Source organism: Dactylosporangium sp. CS-033363 (assembly GCF_050942475.1).
Classification (GTDB): Bacteria; Actinomycetota; Actinomycetes; order Mycobacteriales; family Micromonosporaceae; genus Dactylosporangium.
The window spans coordinates 8,773,218-8,791,813 of record NZ_CP192032.1; the positions used below are offsets into that span (position 1 = coordinate 8,773,218).

Annotated in this window: 14 protein-coding genes; 3 read left to right on the forward strand and 11 right to left on the reverse strand. The window is 71.8% G+C overall.

From position 1 onward, the window contains the following. Positions 1-5 precede the first annotated feature (5 nt). Positions 6-884: a peptidylprolyl isomerase gene (locus ACQPZ4_RS40370; protein WP_433048390.1), complete on the forward strand. Its 879-nt coding sequence runs from the start codon at positions 6-8 to the stop codon at positions 882-884. Here ACQPZ4_RS40370 and ACQPZ4_RS40375 read toward each other — a convergent pair. The 9 genes from ACQPZ4_RS40375 to ruvC form a co-directional block, all read right to left on the reverse strand. Continuing rightward, positions 850-4,461, reverse strand: coding sequence for a hypothetical protein (locus ACQPZ4_RS40375; RefSeq protein ID WP_433048393.1), 3,612 nt, complete (start codon positions 4,459-4,461; stop codon positions 850-852). The two genes, ACQPZ4_RS40370 and ACQPZ4_RS40375, sit on opposite strands and share 35 nt — an antisense overlap. A 51-nt stretch (positions 4,462-4,512) precedes the next feature. Then, a complete protein-coding gene (locus tag ACQPZ4_RS40380; protein WP_433048396.1) occupies positions 4,513-7,095 on the reverse strand; it encodes a RelA/SpoT family protein in 2,583 nt (860 codons plus the stop codon). Positions 7,096-7,128: 33 nt separating this feature from the next. Beyond that, on the reverse strand, positions 7,129-7,704 hold the full coding sequence (locus ACQPZ4_RS40385; RefSeq protein WP_433048399.1) for an adenine phosphoribosyltransferase: 576 nt from the start codon (positions 7,702-7,704) through the stop codon (positions 7,129-7,131). Positions 7,705-7,715: 11 nt separating this feature from the next. Further along, entirely contained in the window at positions 7,716-8,900 is a 1,185-nt protein-coding gene (secF, locus tag ACQPZ4_RS40390; protein ID WP_433048402.1) for a protein translocase subunit SecF, read from the reverse strand. Between the two features lie 2 nt (positions 8,901-8,902). Continuing rightward, positions 8,903-10,747 carry a protein translocase subunit SecD gene (secD, locus tag ACQPZ4_RS40395; protein WP_433048405.1) on the reverse strand — a complete coding sequence of 615 codons (1,845 nt, stop codon included), beginning with the start codon at positions 10,745-10,747 and terminating at the stop codon, positions 8,903-8,905. 80 nt (positions 10,748-10,827) lie between these two features. Next, positions 10,828-11,178, reverse strand: a complete 351-nt coding sequence (gene yajC, locus ACQPZ4_RS40400) for a preprotein translocase subunit YajC (RefSeq protein WP_433048408.1) — start codon at positions 11,176-11,178, stop codon at positions 10,828-10,830. A 106-nt stretch (positions 11,179-11,284) separates the two neighbouring features. Then, positions 11,285-12,343, reverse strand: a complete 1,059-nt coding sequence (gene ruvB / locus ACQPZ4_RS40405) for a Holliday junction branch migration DNA helicase RuvB (RefSeq protein WP_433048411.1) — start codon at positions 12,341-12,343, stop codon at positions 11,285-11,287. Further along, on the reverse strand, positions 12,340-12,942 hold the full coding sequence (gene ruvA / locus ACQPZ4_RS40410) for a Holliday junction branch migration protein RuvA (RefSeq protein ID WP_433048414.1): 603 nt from the start codon (positions 12,940-12,942) through the stop codon (positions 12,340-12,342). The genes ruvB and ruvA overlap by 4 nt, the downstream gene beginning before the upstream one ends. Continuing rightward, positions 12,939-13,451 (reverse strand): crossover junction endodeoxyribonuclease RuvC, encoded by a 513-nt coding sequence (ruvC, locus tag ACQPZ4_RS40415; RefSeq protein ID WP_433048417.1) that lies wholly within the window; start codon positions 13,449-13,451, stop codon positions 12,939-12,941. Before ruvC ends, ruvA begins: the two co-directional genes overlap by 4 nt. Before the next feature lie 139 nt (positions 13,452-13,590). Here ruvC and ACQPZ4_RS40420 point away from each other — a divergent pair, with 139 nt between their 5' ends. Together ACQPZ4_RS40420 and ACQPZ4_RS40425 are read left to right on the forward strand one after the other, a co-directional pair. Then, positions 13,591-14,349, forward strand: coding sequence for a 3-hydroxybutyrate dehydrogenase (locus ACQPZ4_RS40420; RefSeq protein WP_433048420.1), 759 nt, complete (start codon positions 13,591-13,593; stop codon positions 14,347-14,349). Positions 14,350-14,360: 11 nt separating this feature from the next. Further along, a complete protein-coding gene (locus ACQPZ4_RS40425; protein ID WP_433066869.1) occupies positions 14,361-16,253 on the forward strand; it encodes a helix-turn-helix domain-containing protein in 1,893 nt (630 codons plus the stop codon). A 57-nt stretch (positions 16,254-16,310) separates the two neighbouring features. On the opposite strand, the gene ACQPZ4_RS40430 is transcribed toward ACQPZ4_RS40425, so the two are convergent. Together ACQPZ4_RS40430 and ACQPZ4_RS40435 are read right to left on the reverse strand one after the other, a co-directional pair. Beyond that, a complete protein-coding gene (locus ACQPZ4_RS40430; protein ID WP_433048423.1) occupies positions 16,311-16,925 on the reverse strand; it encodes a TetR/AcrR family transcriptional regulator in 615 nt (204 codons plus the stop codon). Positions 16,926-16,984: 59 nt separating this feature from the next. After that, positions 16,985-18,523, reverse strand: a complete 1,539-nt coding sequence (locus tag ACQPZ4_RS40435; RefSeq protein WP_433048426.1) for an MFS transporter — start codon at positions 18,521-18,523, stop codon at positions 16,985-16,987. Positions 18,524-18,596 lie beyond the last annotated feature (73 nt).

Below are 18,596 nucleotides of genomic sequence, written 5' to 3' on the forward strand. Positions count from 1 at the left end.
CGACCGTGACCACCAACCGGGACCGTCAGCGCGCGGCCGCGCGTGCGCGGCTGGAGCGGGAGATGTCCGTCCGGGCCGAGCAGTCCAAGGCCCGGCGCCGGAGGAACACGACGATCGCCGCCGGTGCGGGCGCCCTGATCGTGGTGCTCGCCGCGGCCTGGGTGGTCATCGCGTTGACCAGCGACGACGACAAGAAGGACGCGGCCGCCCCGGGCGCGTCGTCCTCGGCCACCCCGACCAGCTGCACCTGGCAGCCCCTGGTCGACCCGAGCGCGAGCGCCTCGCCCGACCCGGAGCTGGCCAAGAACACCAAGGACGTCGGCAAGCCCCCCGCCACGGGCGAGGCCCGCACCGGCACCCAGACGATGACCCTCGACACGAGCGTCGGCACCATCAAGATCGAGGTGGACACCGCCCACGCCCCGTGCGCCGCGGAAAGTTTCACCTACCTCGCCAGCAAGAAGTTCTTCGACGACTCGATCTGCCACCGCCTGGTCCTGCAGAGCATCTACGTCCTGCAGTGCGGCGACCCCTTCGGCACCGGCTACGGCGGCCCCTCCTACCGCTACGCCGAGGAGAACCTCCCGACCGGCAAGCGCCCGGCCTACGGCGAGGGCGTGGTGGCCATGGCCAACAACGGCCAGCCCGCCTCGACGGGAAGCCAGTTCTTCATCGTCTACAAGGACATCGCGGAGCTGGACGCCAACTACACCGTCATCGGCAAGGTGACGGAGGGCCTGGACCTGGTCAAGAAGGTCGCCGAGGCCGGCGTCGTCCCGGACGCCTCCGCCCCGGCCGCGGACCCGTCGACGGGCCCGAGCGAGGGCAAGCCGAAGACCGAGGTGCGCATCAAGTCCCTGACGATGAGCGCCCCGACTCCGTAGGCTCCGCAGCGCTCAAGGGCCGCCCACCATCACGGTGGGCGGCCCTTCGCAACTCCGCCAGCCTCGGACCGACGAAACCGCGCTCAGCCAGGTGAGCGAACAGATCGTCCCGGCCGGCCTCCAGCAGGAGCCTGGCGAGCCGCAAAGAGACCAAGTTGTCCTTCCCCGGGGCAAACGTGCCCAGGAACGTGTCCCCGTCGTCGACCCGGCCGCTCTCGTACAGGTGTTGCGCGTATTTCACGGTGGCCATGTGCTCGCCGAGCTGTGCCCACCGACGCAACTCGTCGACGTCGCCGCGCCGGAAGAGCAGCTCCGCGAGCCGGTCCGACAAGCTGTCGTCGCCCACGCCCGAGTCGACCCGCGGCCGGAGGACGGCGATCGCCGCATCCAGGTCGCCGAGGTCGACGAGCAGGTCGACCAGGAACGGCACGGCCCGCTTGTCGCGGGCGGCCCAGGTGCGCAGGCGCGCCGAGTCCACCCGGCGCCGCAGGAGCCCGAACAGCGCACGGCTGGCGGCGTAATCCGGTCCGTTCTGCGACTCGAGGGCGACCCGCCGCTCGAGCACTTCCAACGCCTCGCGGATCTCGTCGCGTTCGGCGTGCAGCTCGGCGAGTAGGGCGGCACAGGGCCCGTCGCGGTACCTCCAGCGGCGCAACAAGGCCATCGCGCCCCTGCGGTCGCCGCGGCGGACGAGGAGCTCGGCGAGCTTCCGGGCGGCGTGCGGGTTGCGCTGCGCGGGCTTCCGGAGCACCGCGATCGCCTCGTCGACGTCGCCCCGGTTGGCGAGCAGCGACGCCAGCGTCAAGGCCGCCCAGGGGCGGAGGTGGGCCAACGACCGCAGCAGGGCGATGGCCTCATCGCACCGGCCGCCTTGTTCGCACACGGTGGCCAGGGCCTGGGTAACGTCGTCGTCCGGCGGTTCGGTCAGTCGGCGGAGGGTCAGTTCGTCGCCACGCTCGACCAGCAGCGGCAGTAGGACCCTCCGCGCTACGCGATCTCCCGCGGTCGCGCGCGCCGTCAAGACATCCGTTTCCCCCCGAAAGCGAAGCAGTCCCGCGAGTTCGGTCGCGGCGAACGCATCGCCCGAATCGGCCGCCTGCGTCAGGCCCGGCAGGTCCTCCCGCGCGCGCATGGCCGCCGCAGCCGCCCGTTGCCGGCCCTTCTTCGTGAAGGCGCGACGGGGATGGGCCGGCCGCGCTCGAAGCTTCTCGGCGGGCCGCCGGGCCAGCTCCTCCCTGACGGCGACGCCGTACGGGCCGGTCGACAGGTCCCACAGCTCATGCAGTGGCACATTGGGCAACGCGCTCAGGACGAGCGCGGTCGCGCCTTCGCCGTCACCACGCGCGGCGAGTTCGGCGTACATGTAATCGAGCGCCCGGACGTTCCCCCGCTCGGCGAGTCCACGCAACTCGGCCTCGCCGCCGTGCTTGACCAGCAGGCCGATCAGGGCTTCCGCCGCCGGGCTGTGCGCGGACGCCCCGGCCGAGCGCAGGAGCTGCAGGGCGGCGGCCGTCTGGCCCCGCTGGTCGAGCAGGCCGGCCAGGACGACCCGCGCGCCGCCATCCTGCCGATCCACCCGGCGGCGCAGCAGGGTCAGCACGGCCTCGGTGTCACCGACCTCCTCGGCGGAATCGGCCAGCTCACGCTGCGCACCGTCGTCCCCGGCCTCGGCGGCCTGGAAGAGGGCCTGCCGCCGGGTCGGCGTGGCCAGGCGGTCGTTGATCAGCGCGTGCCGGAACTGCCAGACCGAGCCGCTGCGGCGCAGGACCCCGCGAACGTAGGCGTCCTCCGCGAACCGAGCCATCCGCAGCGGGAGCCGGCCCCGGACCGCCAGGGTCAGGAAGCCCGCGCGGTCACGGGCCCACGGCCGTCCGAACCGGCTCAGCAGCACGGCGGCGCCGAGCACGACGGCGGCACTCATCGACCAGGCCGCGACGGCTCCGGGCGCCCGCCACGCGGCCGCGGCCGCGAACACGGCGACGCCGATCACCCACCACACCAGCATCCGGAGTCCGGCGGCGCGGGGCTGGTGCAGGTGCGTCAGACCGGCGTGCGTCAGGCCCTGGGCCAGGCCGGCGAGCAGCCCGACCCACCACGCCCCGACCACGAACCCGGTGGCCAGCCCGGTCACGAGGGCGAGCAGGGCGATGCTGGCGAATCGCAAGGCCGGCACGTCGTCCGCCGCCAGTGGCGTCCAGCCGATCGCGACCGTCGCGGCGACGATCGCCGCGGCAATGCCCCCGCCCACCGAGCCGAGGGCGTAGCCGAGCAGGGCCAGCGGCAACACGCCGGCGGTCGCCAGAAGCGCCCGCATGAGGTGCGGCCGGGAGTTGAGGAAGGTGACCGGCAGCGAGCGCCAGTCCAGGTCGCGGGTGCCGTGCCGGTACGAGTTGTAGGCCAGCGTGCCCAGCCAGCGCGTCGCCTTCTCCGGCGGATAGGGGCGCAGCGGCTCCCCGGCGACCAGCTGGGGGTCGTCCGGGTCGTAGGCGGCCGCCACGTAGCGGTCGATCAGGCGGTTGGTGATCTCCGTCTTCGTCTTCAGCCGGGTGAGTTCGGCCGGGTCGTGGTGGGGTTCGCGGTAGGCGGTGCGGGTCATGGCGGTCAGCAGCGGGGTGGTCAGGGTGGTGGCCAGGACGCCGGTCGGGTCGTTGCGCAGCAGGTCGAAGACCGGTGACCACCGTTCCGCGGTGGCCCGCGGGCGGCTCAGGAACTCGATGACGTGCTCCGCCGCGACCGGCTGGATCTCGATCAGGGCGGCCTGCTCGAGGTCACCCTGACGGTCCCGGGTGAGCAGGGCGTACTCGCGGGTGCGGCAGGTCAGGACCAGCGGGCGGCCGGCCGAGACGAAGCGGTGCAGCTTGGTGATGGCCGCCGGGATCCGTTCGGGTGGCAGCTCGTCCAGGCCGTCCAGGACCGGGATGACGAGCTGGACGGGCGGCTGGCCGCCGCCGGTGCGCAGCGGCGTGACCAGCATGCGGGCCAGGGCGGCGGTCGGGAACAGGCGTGGGTGGTCGAGCCGGAGCCGGCGGACCACGAAGTCCTCGACCGTGTCGGTGGTCGGGTCCCAGGAGGAGATGGGCAGGAACAGCGGGACCGGGTCGCCGCCGGTCTGCTCCGTCAGCAGGCGGCGGGAGAGCAGCAGCGCCAGGACGCTCTTGCCGGCGCCGGGCTCGCCCAGAATGATCAGCTGGCCGCGGGGCAGGCCCACGAACGCGTCGACGATCTGGTTGATGTCGCCGAGCGGCCGGTGCGAGTCGGCCCAGGAGAACCGGACCTCCAGCGGCAGGGCCTGGCTGACGCCGTGCCGCCACTCCTGCTGCTCGTACGCGGTCAGCAGGCGTTGGGCCAGGTCACGCACGATGCGGCGGACCTCGGTGTCGTCGGCCGCGCCGCCGAGGCCGCGCCGGGCCTCGATGGCGAACGCGGCGGCGACGAGCACCAGGACGCCCGACCACAGCAGCCAGGGCCACCACCACGCCTTGACCGTGACCGTACTGGTGGCAAGGTTCCCGATCAGCGCCAGCGCCGCGCCCAGCAGCAGCGCGGCGGACGAGTGCTGCCACCACCGCCGTCCCACGCGACCCACTGTGCCAACCCTGTCAACACAGGGTGCGCAGGGCGGGAGGGGTCAGGCGCCCGAAGTCACCCGATAGGCGTCGTACACCCCGTCGATCCGCCGCACCGCCGCCAGCAGGTGGTTCAGGTGCTTCGGGTCGGCCATCTCGAAGCTGAACCGGCTGATCGCCACCCGGTCCCGCGTCGTCGTCACCGTCGCCGAGAGGATGTTGACCTTCTCGTCGGAGAGGACCCGCGTCACGTCGGCGAGGAGCTTGTGCCGGTCCAACGCCTCCACCTGGATCGCCACCAGGAAGGTCGACGCGCTCGTCGGCTTCCAGCTGACCTCCAGCACCCGCTCCGGCTGCTCCTTGAGGTCGGCCGCGTTCGCGCAGTCGTCCCGATGCACCGAGACGCCGCCCGAGCGCGTCACGAAGCCGAAGACCGCGTCGCCCGGGACCGGGGTGCAGCAGCGGGCCAGCTTGATCCAGACGTCGTCGACGCCCAGGACCTCGACGCCCGGGTCGGAGGCGGCCGTGCGCGGGCGGGCGGGGCGGGTCGGGATGGCGGTCTCGGCGATGTCCTCGACCGCGCCCTCCTCGCCGCCGTAGCCCTGCACGAGGCGCTGCACGATCGACTGGGCCGAGGTCTGGCCGTCGCCGACCGCCGCGTAGAGGGCGGCCACGTCGGTCAGGTGCAGCTCGCGGGCGATCGTCATCAGCGACTCGGAGGTGAGGAGGCGCTGCAGCGGGAGGCCCTGCTTGCGCATGGCCTTGACGATCGCCTCCTTGCCGGCCTCGATCGCCTCCTCGCGGCGCTCCTTGTTGAAGTACTGGCGGATCTTGGTTCGGGCTCTTGGGCTCTTGACGAAGCCCAGCCAGTCCTGGGTCGGGCCGGCGGTCTCGGACTTCGAGGTGAAGATCTCGATGACGTCGCCGTTGGAGAGGGTGCTCTCCAGGGGGACGAGCTTGCCGTTGACGCGGGCGCCGATGCACTTGTGGCCGACCTCGGTGTGCACGGCGTAGGCGAAGTCGACCGGGGTCGAGCCGGTGGGCAGCGCGATCACGTCGCCCTTCGGCGTGAAGACGTACACCTCCTGGCTGGACAGGTCGAAGCGCAGGGCGTCGAGGAACTCGCTCGGGTCGCTCGCCTCGCGCTGCCAGTCCAGCAGCTGCCGCAGCCAGGTCATCTCGTCGATGTGGGCGGGCGGGCCGGCGATCGTGGCGTTCTTGGTCTCCTTGTAGCGCCAGTGCGCCGCGATGCCGTACTCCGCGGTGCGGTGCATGGCGTAGGTGCGGATCTGCAGCTCGACGGGCTTGCCGGTCGGGCCGATGACCGTCGTGTGCAGCGACTGGTACATGTTGAACTTCGGCATGGCGATGTAGTCCTTGAACCGGCCCGGGACGGGCTGCCAGTTCGCGTGGATCACGCCGAGGGCCGCGTAGCAGTCGCGCACGGTGTCGACCAGGATGCGCACGCCGACCAGGTCGTAGATGTCGCCGAAGTCGCGGCCGCGGACGATCATCTTCTGGTAGACCGAGTACAGGTGCTTCGGCCGCCCGGTCGTCTCCGACTTGATCTTGGCGGCCTTGAGGTCGTTGGCGACCTTCTGGGTCACGGTGCGCAGCAGGGAGTCGCGCTGCGGGGTGTGCTCGGCGATGAGCCGGCTGATCTCGTCGAAGCGCTTGGGGAACAACGTGCGGAACGCCAGGTCCTCCAGCTCCCACTTGATCGTGTTCATGCCCAGCCGGTGCGCGAGCGGGGCCAGGATCTCCAGCGTCTCCTTGGCCTTCTGCTCCTGCTTGGGGCGGGGCAGGAAGGTCAGGGTGCGCATGTTGTGCAGCCGGTCGGCCAGCTTGATCACCAGGACCCGCGGGTCCTTGGCCATCGCCACGACCATCTTGCGGATCGTCTCGGCCTTCGCCGCGTCGCCCAGCTTGACCTTGTCCAGCTTGGTGACGCCGTCGACGAGCAGCGTGACCTCGCCGCCGAAGTCGACCTGCATGCGCTCGATCGTGTACTCGGTGTCCTCGATCGTGTCATGCAGGAGCGCGGCGACCAGCGTGGTGGTGTCCATGCCCAGGTCGGCGAGGATGGTGGCCACGGCGAGCGGGTGCGTGATGTACGGGTCGCCGGACTTGCGGTACTGCCCCTTGTGGAAGTGCTCCGCCATGTCATAGGCGCGCTGGAGCAGCCGCACGTCGGCCTTGGGGTGGCTCGCCTTGTGCTGGGCGATCAGCGGCTCGAGCACCTCGCTCACCGAGGGGCTCTGCCAGGGCGCGTTGAAGCGCGCGAGGCGGGCCCGCACCCGGCGGCCGGTCGGGGCCGCGCCGACGAGCCCGGCCATCGTGCCGGTGACTCCGCTGGCCGCGTCCGTCAGGTCCTCGGTGTCCTCGCCCAGGATCTCCTCGGGCGTACGGCGCGGAGCCTGCTGATCGGACGCACGGCGCTGCGGCGCACCGGGCGGCGTCGGGAACTGCAGCACCACACCGCCGGCCTCCGCCGTCTCCGGCGTGGCGGTCTCGCGGGCGTCCTGCGGTTCATCCTGCACGTGGTCGACCGTACCCTCAATGGGGGGTGCGATGTCGCCGGTCACCGGCCGCTCCTCATCGCCGACAACGTTCCGAACCGCAAGCTTACCCGCCCCCACCGACATTTCCCGTCAGCGCGAGGTGCCGGAAAACGCCGCTCAGACAGTCAACAGGGCATGAACCGGACGTCCCGCCAGTTTCGCCCGCCCCTCCAGGAACGACAGCTCCAGCAGGACGCTGAAGCCGCTGACCGTACCGCCGGCCCGCTCGACGAGGCCGAGGGTGGCCGCGGCGGTCCCGCCGGTGGCCAGCACGTCATCGACGACCAGCACGCGCTCGCCGGCGATGAACGCGTCGGCGTGCACCTCCAGGGTCGCCTCGCCGTACTCGAGGGCGTAGGTGGCCGACACGGTGGCGCGGGGCAGCTTGCCGGCCTTGCGGACGGGCACCACGCCCTTGCCGGTGGCGTAGGCCACCGCGGCGGCGATCACGAACCCGCGCGCCTCGATCCCGGCCACGACGTCGAAGCTGTCCGCGCCGTGCTCGGCGATGACGGCGTCGATGGCCGCCGCGAACGCCTGGCCGTCGGCGAACAGCGGCATGAGGTCCTTGAACACGATCCCGGGCTTCGGGAAGTCCGGCACGTCCAGGACCTTGCTCGCGACCAGGTCGGCGATGTCCACCAACGCTCCTCCAAAGAAAAAGACGGGCGCCGCAGGTGCGGCGCCCGTCATCTTCGCAAGAGTTACCTGCGGCCTGAGCCGCCGCCCCCGGGTCGCCCACCGGCGCGCGGGCGCTTGCCCTGCCCCGGACGGGCCGACGGGCGGGCCCCCGGCCGCGGGGCCGCACCGGCGAGCTCGGAGCGCTCGACCGCCTTGGCCGTGCCGCCGCCGCCGACCGGGACGCCGTCGCTGTCGCGGGCCGGGCCGGTGGTCGCGCGGGCCGCCGCCTCCTTGGCCTGCGCGCTGCGCTTGGCCTTGACGCGGTTGGCGTGCTGCAGCAGGCGCGGCTCGCGGCTCTTGAGCTCGGCCAGCACGGGCGTGGCGAAGAAGATCGAGGAGTACACCGCGACGCCCATACCGATGAAGAGCACCAGGCCGAGGTCCTTCAGCGTGCCCGCGCCCAGCAGGCCGGCCCCGATGAACAGCAGGCCGCCGACCGGGAGCAGGGCCACCAGGCCGGTGTTGATCGAGCGCATCAGCGTCTGGTTGACGGCCAGGTTGGCCGCCTCCGAGTACGTCGAGGTGCTCGAGCCCGTGATGCCCCTCGTGTTCTCCTGCACCTTGTCGAACACCACGACGACGTCGTACAGGGCGAAACCGAGGATCGTCAGGAAGCCGATGACGGTCGACGGCGTCACCTCGAAGCCGACGAGCGAGTACACGCCGCCGGTGAGGATCAGGTCCAGCAGCAGCGAGGCGACCGCGGCGACGGCCATCCGCCACTCGAACCGCGCGATCAGGTACACCAGCACCGCGGCCAGGAAGATCGCGAGGCTCAGCGCCGCCTTGTTGGTGACCTGGCCGCCCCACGACGTGCTGACCGCGCTGTCGCTGATCTGCTCGGGCGTGATGTTGAAGTGCTGGGCGACCGAGTTCTTGATGTCCGTCTGCCGCTCGGCGTCCGTGATCAGTTCGGTCTTGATGATGTACTGGTTGTCGCCCACGGTCTGGCCGGTCTTGACCGACACGCCGGCGTCGGTGAACGCCTGCTCGACCTGCTCCAGCGTGCCGACCTTGACCGGCACGTTGTACTGGTTCCCGCCCTCGAACTCGATGCCGAGCGTGAAGCCGCGGAACAGCATGCTCGCGATCGCGATGACGATCGCGATGCCGGCGATGGTGAACCAGAGCTTGCGGCGGCCGACGACTTCGACGTCGGCCTCACCGCGGTACAGCCGGGCTGCGAGGCCCTTTCCGCTGCCAGCCATCGTCAGGCCTCCTTCGGGCGGTTACGACGGGTGCTGGTGGGCGCCGCGTCCGTGGTCGGTCGGTCGAGCACGCGGCCCAGGCCGCTGACCCGCGGCGAGAGGAACGCCTTGCTGCGGGCGAAGAGCGTCATGATCGGGTGACGGAACAGGAACACGACCACGAGGTCGAGGATCGTCGCGACGCCGAGGGCGAAGGCGAAGCCCTTGACCGAGCCGATCGAGACGAAGTACAGGATCGCCGCGGCCATCAGCGTGATGGTGTTGGCCGAGATGATCGTGCGGCGGGCCCGCACCCAGGCGCGTGGCACGGCGCTGCGTGGACTTCGGCCCTCGTGGATCTCGTCCTTGAGCCGTTCGAAGTAGATGACGAACGAGTCGGCGGCGACACCGAGCGAGACGATGAACCCGGCGAAGCCGGCGAGGCTCAGCGTGAAGCCGATCCCGCGGCCCAGCAGGATCAGGGCCATGAAGACCAGCAGGCCGGAGAGCACCAGGCTGAGCATGATGACCGCGCCGAGCAGGCGGTAGTAGAAGAACGAGTACAGCACCACCAGCAGCATGCCGATGCCGGCGGCGAGCAGGCCCGCCTCCAGGTGCGAGCTGCCCAGCGTGGCCGAGATGCTCTGCGCGTCCTGCGAGGTGAAGGAGAGCGGCAGGGCGCCGTACTGCAACTGGCTGGCCAGCAGCTGCGCCTCGGACTTGGTGAAGGTACCGCTGATCTCCGCGTCACCGGGGATGACGTTCTGGATCGTCGGCGCCGACACGACCTCGTTGTCGAGCACCACGGCGACCTGCTTGCTGTCCTGGCCGTTGTTGTACGCCACGCGGGTCAGGTCGGTCCAGCGGTTCTGCCCGGCGCTGTGGAAGGACAGGTTGACCGTCCACTGCCCGTTCTGCGAGTTGATGCCGGAGTCGGCGCTGGAGACGTCGGTGCCGAGCACCTTGGCCGCGTCGAGCTGGTACTTCACGCCCGGCCCACACGCGACCGCCTGGTCCTCGGCCTTGCTGATCGAGCCGACCGGCCGGTGGTTGAGCTTGTCGCACGTGACGTACGGGATGTTGTACTGCATCGACGCCGGCAGCACCGCGACCTCGGCCGGCGTGAGGTCCTTGAAGCCCGCGTAGCCCTCGGCCTTGTCGGGCGCCTGGGAGAAGTCGACCGGCGCCTGCTCGGCCAGGGCCGCGGCCCAGACGTCCTGGCCCAGCTTCTTCTGCACCGCCGCGCGCTGCGTGGCGATGTCCGGCGCGACCGCGGCCTCGGAGCCCGACGGCGTCGGTGCGGCGGCGGCCGGCGCGCTGGCCGAGGCCGACGGCGCGGCCGAGCCGCTCGGGGTGGCCGACGGCGTCGCCGCGGCCGAGCCGGTGGCCGACGGCGTGGCCGAGGCTCCGGTGGACGCCGGCGCGCTCGCCGAGGCCGACGCGGACGCCGACGGGTCGGTCGCCCCGGTGTCGCCGGTCTGGCCCAGCACCATGCGGAAGCGCAGCTCGGCGGTCTGGCCGATCTGCTTGAGCCGGTCGTCGCTCTTGCCCGGCAGGGAGACGACGATGTTGTTGCTGCCCTCGACCACGACCTCGGCCTCGGCGACGCCCAGGCCGTTGACCCGCTGGTCGATGATGCGGCGGGCGGTCTCCATCTGATCCTGGGTGGGCGGCTTGTTGCCCTCCAGGTTCTGGGCCTGCAGCGTGACCGTGGTCCCGCCGATCAGATCAAGGCCGAGCTTGGGCTCGAGCCGGTTGCGCCAACCACCGCTGCCGCCGAACCACACGAGTGCGGCGAGAACGATGAAGATGGCGGCAAGCACGGCGAGCTGGCGGCTCGGGCGCATCGGTGCCTGAGGTTGTGCCACGGCTGTCGGGTCTCCCTACACGACGCCGGCGGAGGTCGCGCGGCGTGAATGTTTCACATAGCGGGGCAGCGAGCAGTACTTCAGTCGGCGTCCGGCGTCGGGGCGGCGGGCTCGTCGTCGGCGGCCGGCTCTTCCTCGGTCGCCGCCTTCCGGTTCACCTTGCCGATGGCCTGGCGGGCGTACTTGGCGGTGACGCCCGGTGCGATCTCCAGCATGACGGTGTCGTTGTCGACCTCGGTGACGATGCCGTACAGGCCGCCGACCGTGACCACCTCGTCGCCGAGGCCCATCGTGGACTGCATGTCCTGGACCTCACGACGCCGCTTCTGCTGCGGGCGGATCATGAGGAAGTACACGAAGGCGGCGAAGGCGACGACGACAAGAAGCGGGAGCGCCGAGCTGCCGCCCGAGGTCTCCGCGGCGTAATTCACGATGATGGCCCTTCCGGGTCGAGGTATCTGACGTCCGCGCAGCGGATCGCGGCGAGTCTAGTCGGTGTGTCGGACGCCACGAACCCCGGCGTCCGTCACGGTGTTATCACAAACTGAACAGATCGGGCGTTTGCGACAAGCCGCCCGGGAAATTTCCGCCACCGACGGTACCAGCGGGACCTGGAATTCCAAGGTGCTGCCATGCGCCCGCAGTGGCGATCCGGCCACGCGGGGTGCGCGCCATGAGGCCTGATCGCAGCAGGAAGGGCTCGCACACCTCCTCCACCGTGTCCGGCTGCTCGCCGACGGCCACCGCCAGGGTCGACAGGCCGACCGGCCCGCCGCCGTGGCGCAGCAGGGCCATGAGCACCGCGCGGTCGAGCCGGTCGAGACCCAGCTCGTCGACGTCGTACACGCGCAGGGCGGCCCGCGCCGCGGCCAGGTCGACCACGCCCTCGGCCCGCACCTCGGCGTAGTCGCGGACCCGGCGCAGCAGCCGGTTGGCGATGCGCGGGGTGCCGCGCGAGCGCCGCCCGATCTCGACCGCGCCGTCCTCGGTGATCGGCACGTCGAGGATGCGGGCCGAGCGCGTGATGATCTGTTCCAGTTCCTCGGGGTCGTAGAAGTCGAGCTGGCCGACGAAGCCGAACCGGTCGCGCATGGGCCCGGTGAGCAGGCCGCTGCGGGTGGTGGCGCCGACCAGCGTGAACGGCTCGACGTCGAGCGGGATCGCGGTCGCGCCGGGGCCCTTGCCGACCACGACGTCGACGCGGAAGTCCTCCATCGCGCTGTACAGCAGTTCCTCCGCCGGCCGCGCGATGCGGTGGATCTCGTCGATGAACAGCACGTCCCCGTGGGTCAGGCTGGTCAGCACGGCGGCCAGGTCGCCGGCCCGCTCGATGGCCGGCCCGCTGGTCATCCGCAGCCCGGCCCCGAGCTCGGCGGCAACGATCATGGCCATCGTGGTCTTGCCCAGCCCGGGCGGGCCGGAGAGCAGGATGTGGTCGGGCGGGCTGCCGCGGCGCAGGGCGCTCTGCAGCAGCAGGTCGAGCTGCTCGCGGACCCGGTGCTGGCCGATCAGCTCGGCGAGGCGCTTGGGCCGCACGCTCTGGTCGGCCGCCAGATCCTCGTCCGAGGCGAAGGCACTCACCAGCGGGTCCGTCATCGAATCGTGCCCAGCATCCGGATCGCCTGCTTGAGCAGCACCGGTACCGGCGGCGCGGTCTGCCCGTCGAGCTGCTCGGCCACCGCGGCGACCGCCTGGTCGGCCTGCTTCTCGTTCCAGCCCAGCCCGACGAGCGCCTGGCGGACCTGCTCGGGCCACACGGCACCCCCGGCGACCAGCGGCGACCCGGCCCCCGGCAGCGCGCCGATCTTGTCGCGCAGCTCGAGCACGAGGCGCTCGGCACCCTTCTTGCCGATCCCGGGCACCTGCGTGAGCGTGGACGTGTCGGCCGCACCGATCGCCCGCCGTACGACATCCGGGGTGTGCACGGCCAGCACGGCCTGGGCCAGTCGCGGCCCCACCCCGCTCGCCGTCTGCAGCAGCTCGAACAGCTGCTTGGCGTCGTCGTCGGCGAAGCCGTAGAGGGTCAGCGAGTCCTCGCGCACGACCAGCGAGGTGGCCAGCCGGGCCTCCTGCCCGACCCGCAGCTCGGCGAGGGTGTGCGGGGAGCACAGGACGGCCAGCCCGACCCCGCCGACCTCGATCACCGCACCGTCGGGCGACACCGCCGCCACCCGGCCGCGAACGCTCGCGATCACCGTGTCCTCCTCAACGCCGCGCTGATGCGCTCGCGCGCACCGCCTCGCCACACATGACAGATGGCCAAGGCTAAGGCGTCGGCGGCGTCGGCCGGCTTAGGCGCGACCTCCAGCCGCAGCAGCCGGGTCACCATCGCCGTCACCTGGGCCTTGTCGGCCTGGCCGTTGCCGCTGACGGCCGCCTTGACCTCGCTCGGCGTGTACATCTGCACGGGCAGCCCGGCGCGCGCGGCGGCGAGGATGGCCACCGCCCCGGCCTGGGCCGTGCCCATCACCGTGCGGACGTTGTGCTGGGAGAACACCCGCTCCACGGCGACGCTCTCCGGCCGGTGCTCGGCCACCAGTTCGGCGAGCCGCCGGTCGAGGTTGAGCAGGCGCAGGGACAGGTCCAGGTCCGGATCGCTGCGGACGACCTCGTAGTGCACCAGCCGGCACGGGCTGCCCGGGCGGCCCTCGACCACCCCGACGCCGCATCGGGTCAGGCCCGGGTCGACCCCCAGCACGCGCACCGCCGCCTCCTCATACGTGTGTTCGACACCCTATCGGATGATCGAGACATGCCATTCGCGCGACACACACACCGAGTGCGGTAAAGGTATGTGGGCGGGCCCCATGGGACGGGCCGAGCAAGGCTCGTACGTTTCCGCCATGACGACGGAGCATGTGGTCGCGCTCGATCTCCGGGGGCGCACCGCGATGGTGACGGGCGCCGGCAGCGGCATCGGCCGCGCGGTCGCCGGGCGCCTGGCCGCGGCGGGGGCGAAGGTCATTGCGGTCGACCTGTCGTTCCAAAATGCCGATGACGTTGTACCCGTAGTGGCCGACCTGACCGACCCCGCCGCCATCGACCGGGTGCTGCGCGACCACGCCGACGCCGACGTGCTGGTCAACAACGCGGGCCTGCAGCACGTCGCCGCGCTGGAGGAGTTCCCGCCGGAGCGGTTCGCCTACATCCAGTCCGTCATGGTCGAGGCGCCCTTCCGCCTGGTGCGCGGCGTGCTCCCGCACATGTACGCCGGCAACTGGGGCCGGATCATCAACATCTCCTCCGTGCACGGCCTGCGCGCCTCGCCGTTCAAGGCCGCGTACGTGACGGCCAAGCACGCGCTCGAAGGCCTGTCCAAGACCGTCGCCCTCGAGGGCGCCCCGCACGGCGTGACGGCCAACTGCATCAATCCCGCGTACGTGCGCACGCCGCTCGTCGAGGGCCAGATCGCCGACCAGGCCCGCACCCACGGCATCCCCGAGGCCGAGGTGGTCGAGAAGATCATGCTGACCAGCGCGGCCATCAAGCGGCTGATCGAGCCGGAGGAGGTCGCGGAGCTCGTCGCGTACCTCTGCACCGACGTCGCCGGATTCATCACGGGCACTTCGCTGTCGATCGACGGCGGCTGGACCGCACACTAGGTCGTGTGACGATGCTGGAGTACCTCGAGCTGCTGGCCCGGGAGGCGGCCGCCGTCGAGTTCGAGGGCCCCCTCGTCGCCGCGCGGGGCGCCGGGCTGCCCCCGGACCGCATCGCCGAGCTCGAACAGGGCAAGGTCGTGGCGCTGCGCGTGCGGGCCCTGCTCGAGCGCCGCCGCCGCCGCGAGGAGGAGCTGTCCGGGCTCTTCGACACCGCCAGCGACCTCGCGGGCCTGCGCGACGTCGACGCCGTGCTCGCCGCCATCGTGCACCGCGCGCGGACGCTGCTGGGGGCCGACGTGGCGTACATGACGCTGAACGACGAGACCCGCGGCGACACCTACATGCGCGTCACCGACGGCTCCATCTCCGCGCGCTTCCAGGCCCTGCGCCTGCCCATGGGAGCCGGCCTCGGCGGCCTCGTGGCCCAGACCGGCAGCCCCTATGTCACCGCCGACTACCCGCGCGACGCCCGCTTCCGCCACACCGGCGACATCGACGCGGGCGTGGGCGAGGAGGGCCTGATCGCCATCCTCGGCGTCCCGCTCCGGCTGGGCGCCCGCATCATCGGCGTGCTCTACGCGGCCAATCGATCGGCCCGCCCCTTCGCCCGCGAGGAGGTCTCGCTCCTCGTCTCCCTGGCCGCCAACGCCGCCGTCGCGATCGACACCGCCCGCCTGCTCGGCGAGACCCAGGAGGCGTTGGCCGAGCTGTCCACGGCCAACGGCGTCATCCGCGCCCACAGCGACTCGGTGGAGCGCGCGGCGGCCGCTCACGATCGCATGACCGCCCTGGTACTGCGCGGAGCCGGCGTCGAGGACGTAGCCGCAGTCGTCGTCGAGGTCCTCGGCGGCTCCCTGCTGGTCCTGGACGCCGAGAGCCGCACTCTGGCCCTCGTCGGCGAGCTGGCCCGCCCCGACCCCTCGGCCATCGCGGAGGCCCTGGCCGCCTCCCGCACCGAGGGCCGCAGCGTCCGCCGCGGCGAACTGTGGGTGGCCGCGGTCGTCGCGGGCGCGGAGAACCTCGGCGCCCTGGTCCTGCGCCCCGACGCCTCTCTGGTCGACGCCGACCAGCGCATCCTGGAACGCGCCGCGGTCGTCACGGCCCTGCTGCAGCTGTTCCGCCGCACGGTCGCCGAGGCCGAGGGCCGGGTCCGCGGCGAACTGCTGGACGACGTCATCACCCGCCCGGTCCGCGACGCGGATGCCCTGCGCACCCGGGCGAAGCGCCTGGGCGTCGACCTGGACGCCCCGAACGTCGTGGTGGCCATCGGCGCGGAGGCCCTGACCGCCGGCTCCATGCGCCAGCGCGCGGTGTCCTGGGCCCAGACGTACGCCCACAGCCGCTCCGGCCTGGCCGCCGCCCGCGACGGCCACGTGGTCCTGCTCCTCCCGGGCGACGCCCCCGGCGACGCGGCCCGCGCGGTGGCCCGCGACCTCGGCAAACTGCTGTCCCGCCCGATCACGGCGGGCGCCGGCGGCCCGGCCACGTCCCCGGAGGCCATCGCCGCGGCGTACCGCGACGCCGACCGCTGCGTGACGGCGCTGACCGCCCTGGGCCGCACCGGCACGGGCGCGAGCACGGCGGAGCTGGGCTTCGTGGGCCTGCTGCTGGGCTCGGCCCCGGACGGCCGGGACCGCGACGTGCAGTCCTTCCTGGCGGCGACGATCGGCCCCGTGGTCGACTACGACGTCCGGCGCGGAACCGCCCTGGTGAAAACGCTGGAGGCCTACTTCGGCGTGGGCGGCAGCCTGGCCCGCGCCGCGGAACTCCTGCACGTCCACGTGAACACGGTGACGCAGCGCCTGGAGCGGATCGCCCAACTGCTCGGCCCGGACTGGCAGAAGCCCGAACGCGCCCTGGAGGTCCAGCTGGCCCTCCGGCTGAACCGCCTGCAGTCCACCTAGAGCCGCAACGGCCCGGCGCGTGCCACGAGGGCACGGCCGGGCCGGTTGACCAAGGGGTCAGGCGTGCGCCCCGCGCAGGACGAAGTCGACCAGGTTCTCCGCGAAGCCCTCGTCCGGCACGTTCGGGTTCCACCGCAGCATGTTCTGCGTCAGCGTGGGGCCCGACAGCACCAGCAGGGCCATCTCGATGTCCAGGTCGGCCCGCAGTTCCCCCGACTCGATCCCCCGCCGCAGCACGGAGCGCATCAGTTCCCGGCGGGGCTCCGAGACGGCCTGCTGGAAGGCGCGGGTCATCTCGGTGTTCTTGAACAGCTCCGGCATGAGGCAGGCCGTGACCTTGCCGTAGTGCGACATGCGCTTGTTGCGCATCGCCGCGATCAGCTCGATCAGGTCGCCCCGGACGGACTCGCCGGGGAGTTCGGGCAACGGGCCCTTCATGGCCAGCACGGCGTCGATCAGCAGCGCCTCCTTGTTGGGCCAGCGGCGGTAGATCGTCGCCTTGCCAACGCCGGCCTTCGCGGCGACCGCTTCGATCGAGATGGCGTCCGCGCTCTGGCCGGAGCTGAGCAGTTCGAACACCGCCTCGACGATCGCCTCGTCGACCCGGGCACTGCGGGGCCGGCCGGGACCTTTTCGGTCCTGGTCAGGCACCACATCCACGCTGAGCGTCATGGGTTCCATTGTTACCGAGTTTTCACACCGAAGCTACTCACCGGTTTCCTCCGCCTCGTTCAGTCGCCGACCGCTACGAGCTCGACACCCTGCTCCTCCGCCAGACCTTCGGCGGTGGTGGGGGCGGGCGCGTCGGCCGGGCGGCGCTTCGGCAGCCAGATCACGGCGACGAGGGCACCGAGGACGGCGAAGGCCGCCGAGCCGATGGCCGCGCCGTGCATGGCGGTGAGGAAGGCGTCGTTCGCGTGCTGGATCAGTGCCGGCGCCGCGGGGCCCGCGTGCTCGGCGACCCCGTACGCGCCCGAGATCGACTCGTTGGCGGCGTCGCGCGCCGCGGCCGGCAGGCTGCTCGTGGCCGAGTCCATGTGGTCGCGGTAGACCGAGGAGATGACGGCTCCGAGCGCGGCCACGCCGAGGGCGCCGCCGACCTGACGGATGGTGTTGCTGACGGCCGATCCGACGCCGGCCTTCTCACGGGGAAGCGCGGACATGATCGCCTCCGTCGCGGGCGGCATCACGTTGGCCATGCCGACGCCCATGAGGAAGAACAGCGCGCCGACGATCCAGATCGGGGTGTCGGCCTGGATGAACGTCCAGGCGGCCAGGCCGATGGCGACCAGCAGCAGGCCGGTGGTGCTGACGGCCTTGGGGCCGAAGCGCTTGACCATGGCGGCGCTGCGCGGGGCGAAGACCATCTGGGCGACCGCGAACGGCACGAACAGGGCGCCGGAGGCGAGCGGGCCGTAGCCGCGGACCAGCTGCAGGTAGAACGCGCTGACGAACATGATGCCCATGGCCGCGAAGAAGACCAGGCCGATCATGCCGGTCGAGGCGCTGAACTGCCGGTTGCTGAAGAGCTTGACGTCCAGCGAGGGGAACTCGATGCGCCGCTCGTAGAGGGCGAACGCGGCCAGCACGACCACCGAGCCGACCAGGGCGCCCCAGGACTCGAACTTGCCGAAGCCGTGGTCGCCGCCCTCGATCACGCCGTACGTGAGCAGGGTGAGCCCGATGATGGACAGCAGCACGCCGACGAAGTCGATGCGGCCCGGCTTGGGGTCGCGCGACTCGGGGATGAGCACGTTGACCAGGATCAGGCCGACGATCACGATCGGGACGTTGATCAGGAAGACCGAGCCCCACCAGAAGTGCTCGAGCAGCAGGCCTCCGACGATCGGGCCGATGGCCACGCCGAGACCGACGGCGCCGGCCCACACGCCGATGGCGCGGCCGCGCTCACGCGGGTCGAAGACGTTGGCGATGATCGACAGGGTGGCCGGCATGACCGCGGCGGCGCCCAGGCCCATCAGGGCGCGGGCCCAGATCAGCTGGTCGGCCGAGTCCGAGTAGGCCGAGACCAGCGACGCGATGCCGAAGAGGGTCAGGCCGACGGTGAGGGTGATGCGGCGGCCGAGCCGGTCGGCCAGGATGCCGGCGGTGAAGAGCAGGCCGGCGAAGACGAGGGTGTACGAGTTGATCGCCCACTCGAGCTGGCTCTGGGACGCGCCCAGGCCCTTCTCCGGGTCGGCGATGGTGCGCATGGCCACGTTCAGGACGGTGTTGTCCAGCACGACCACGAGCAGGCTGATGACGAGCACGCCGAGGATGGCCCAGCGTCGAGGATGTCCGGTGTTGGCTGGTGCTGCTTGGGTTGATGCGTCCACGGTGTAG

Excerpts from the sequence above, each read along its gene's own strand:
- ruvB (WP_433048411.1), bottom strand. The coding sequence starts at position 12,343 with ATGACGGACCCGCTGGTGAGTGCCTTCGCCTCGGACGAGGATCTGGCG.
- ACQPZ4_RS40430 (WP_433048423.1), bottom strand. The coding sequence starts at position 16,925 with ATGACGCTCAGCGTGGATGTGGTGCCTGACCAGGACCGAAAAGGTCCC.
- ACQPZ4_RS40385 (WP_433048399.1), bottom strand. The coding sequence starts at position 7,704 with ATGACGGGCGCCGCACCTGCGGCGCCCGTCTTTTTCTTTGGAGGAGCG.
- ACQPZ4_RS40420 (WP_433048420.1), top strand. The coding sequence starts at position 13,591 with ATGACGACGGAGCATGTGGTCGCGCTCGATCTCCGGGGGCGCACCGCG.
- ACQPZ4_RS40425 (WP_433066869.1), top strand. The coding sequence starts at position 14,361 with ATGCTGGAGTACCTCGAGCTGCTGGCCCGGGAGGCGGCCGCCGTCGAG.
- ACQPZ4_RS40380 (WP_433048396.1), bottom strand. The coding sequence starts at position 7,095 with ATGTCGGTGGGGGCGGGTAAGCTTGCGGTTCGGAACGTTGTCGGCGAT.
- secF (WP_433048402.1), bottom strand. The coding sequence starts at position 8,900 with ATGGCTGGCAGCGGAAAGGGCCTCGCAGCCCGGCTGTACCGCGGTGAG.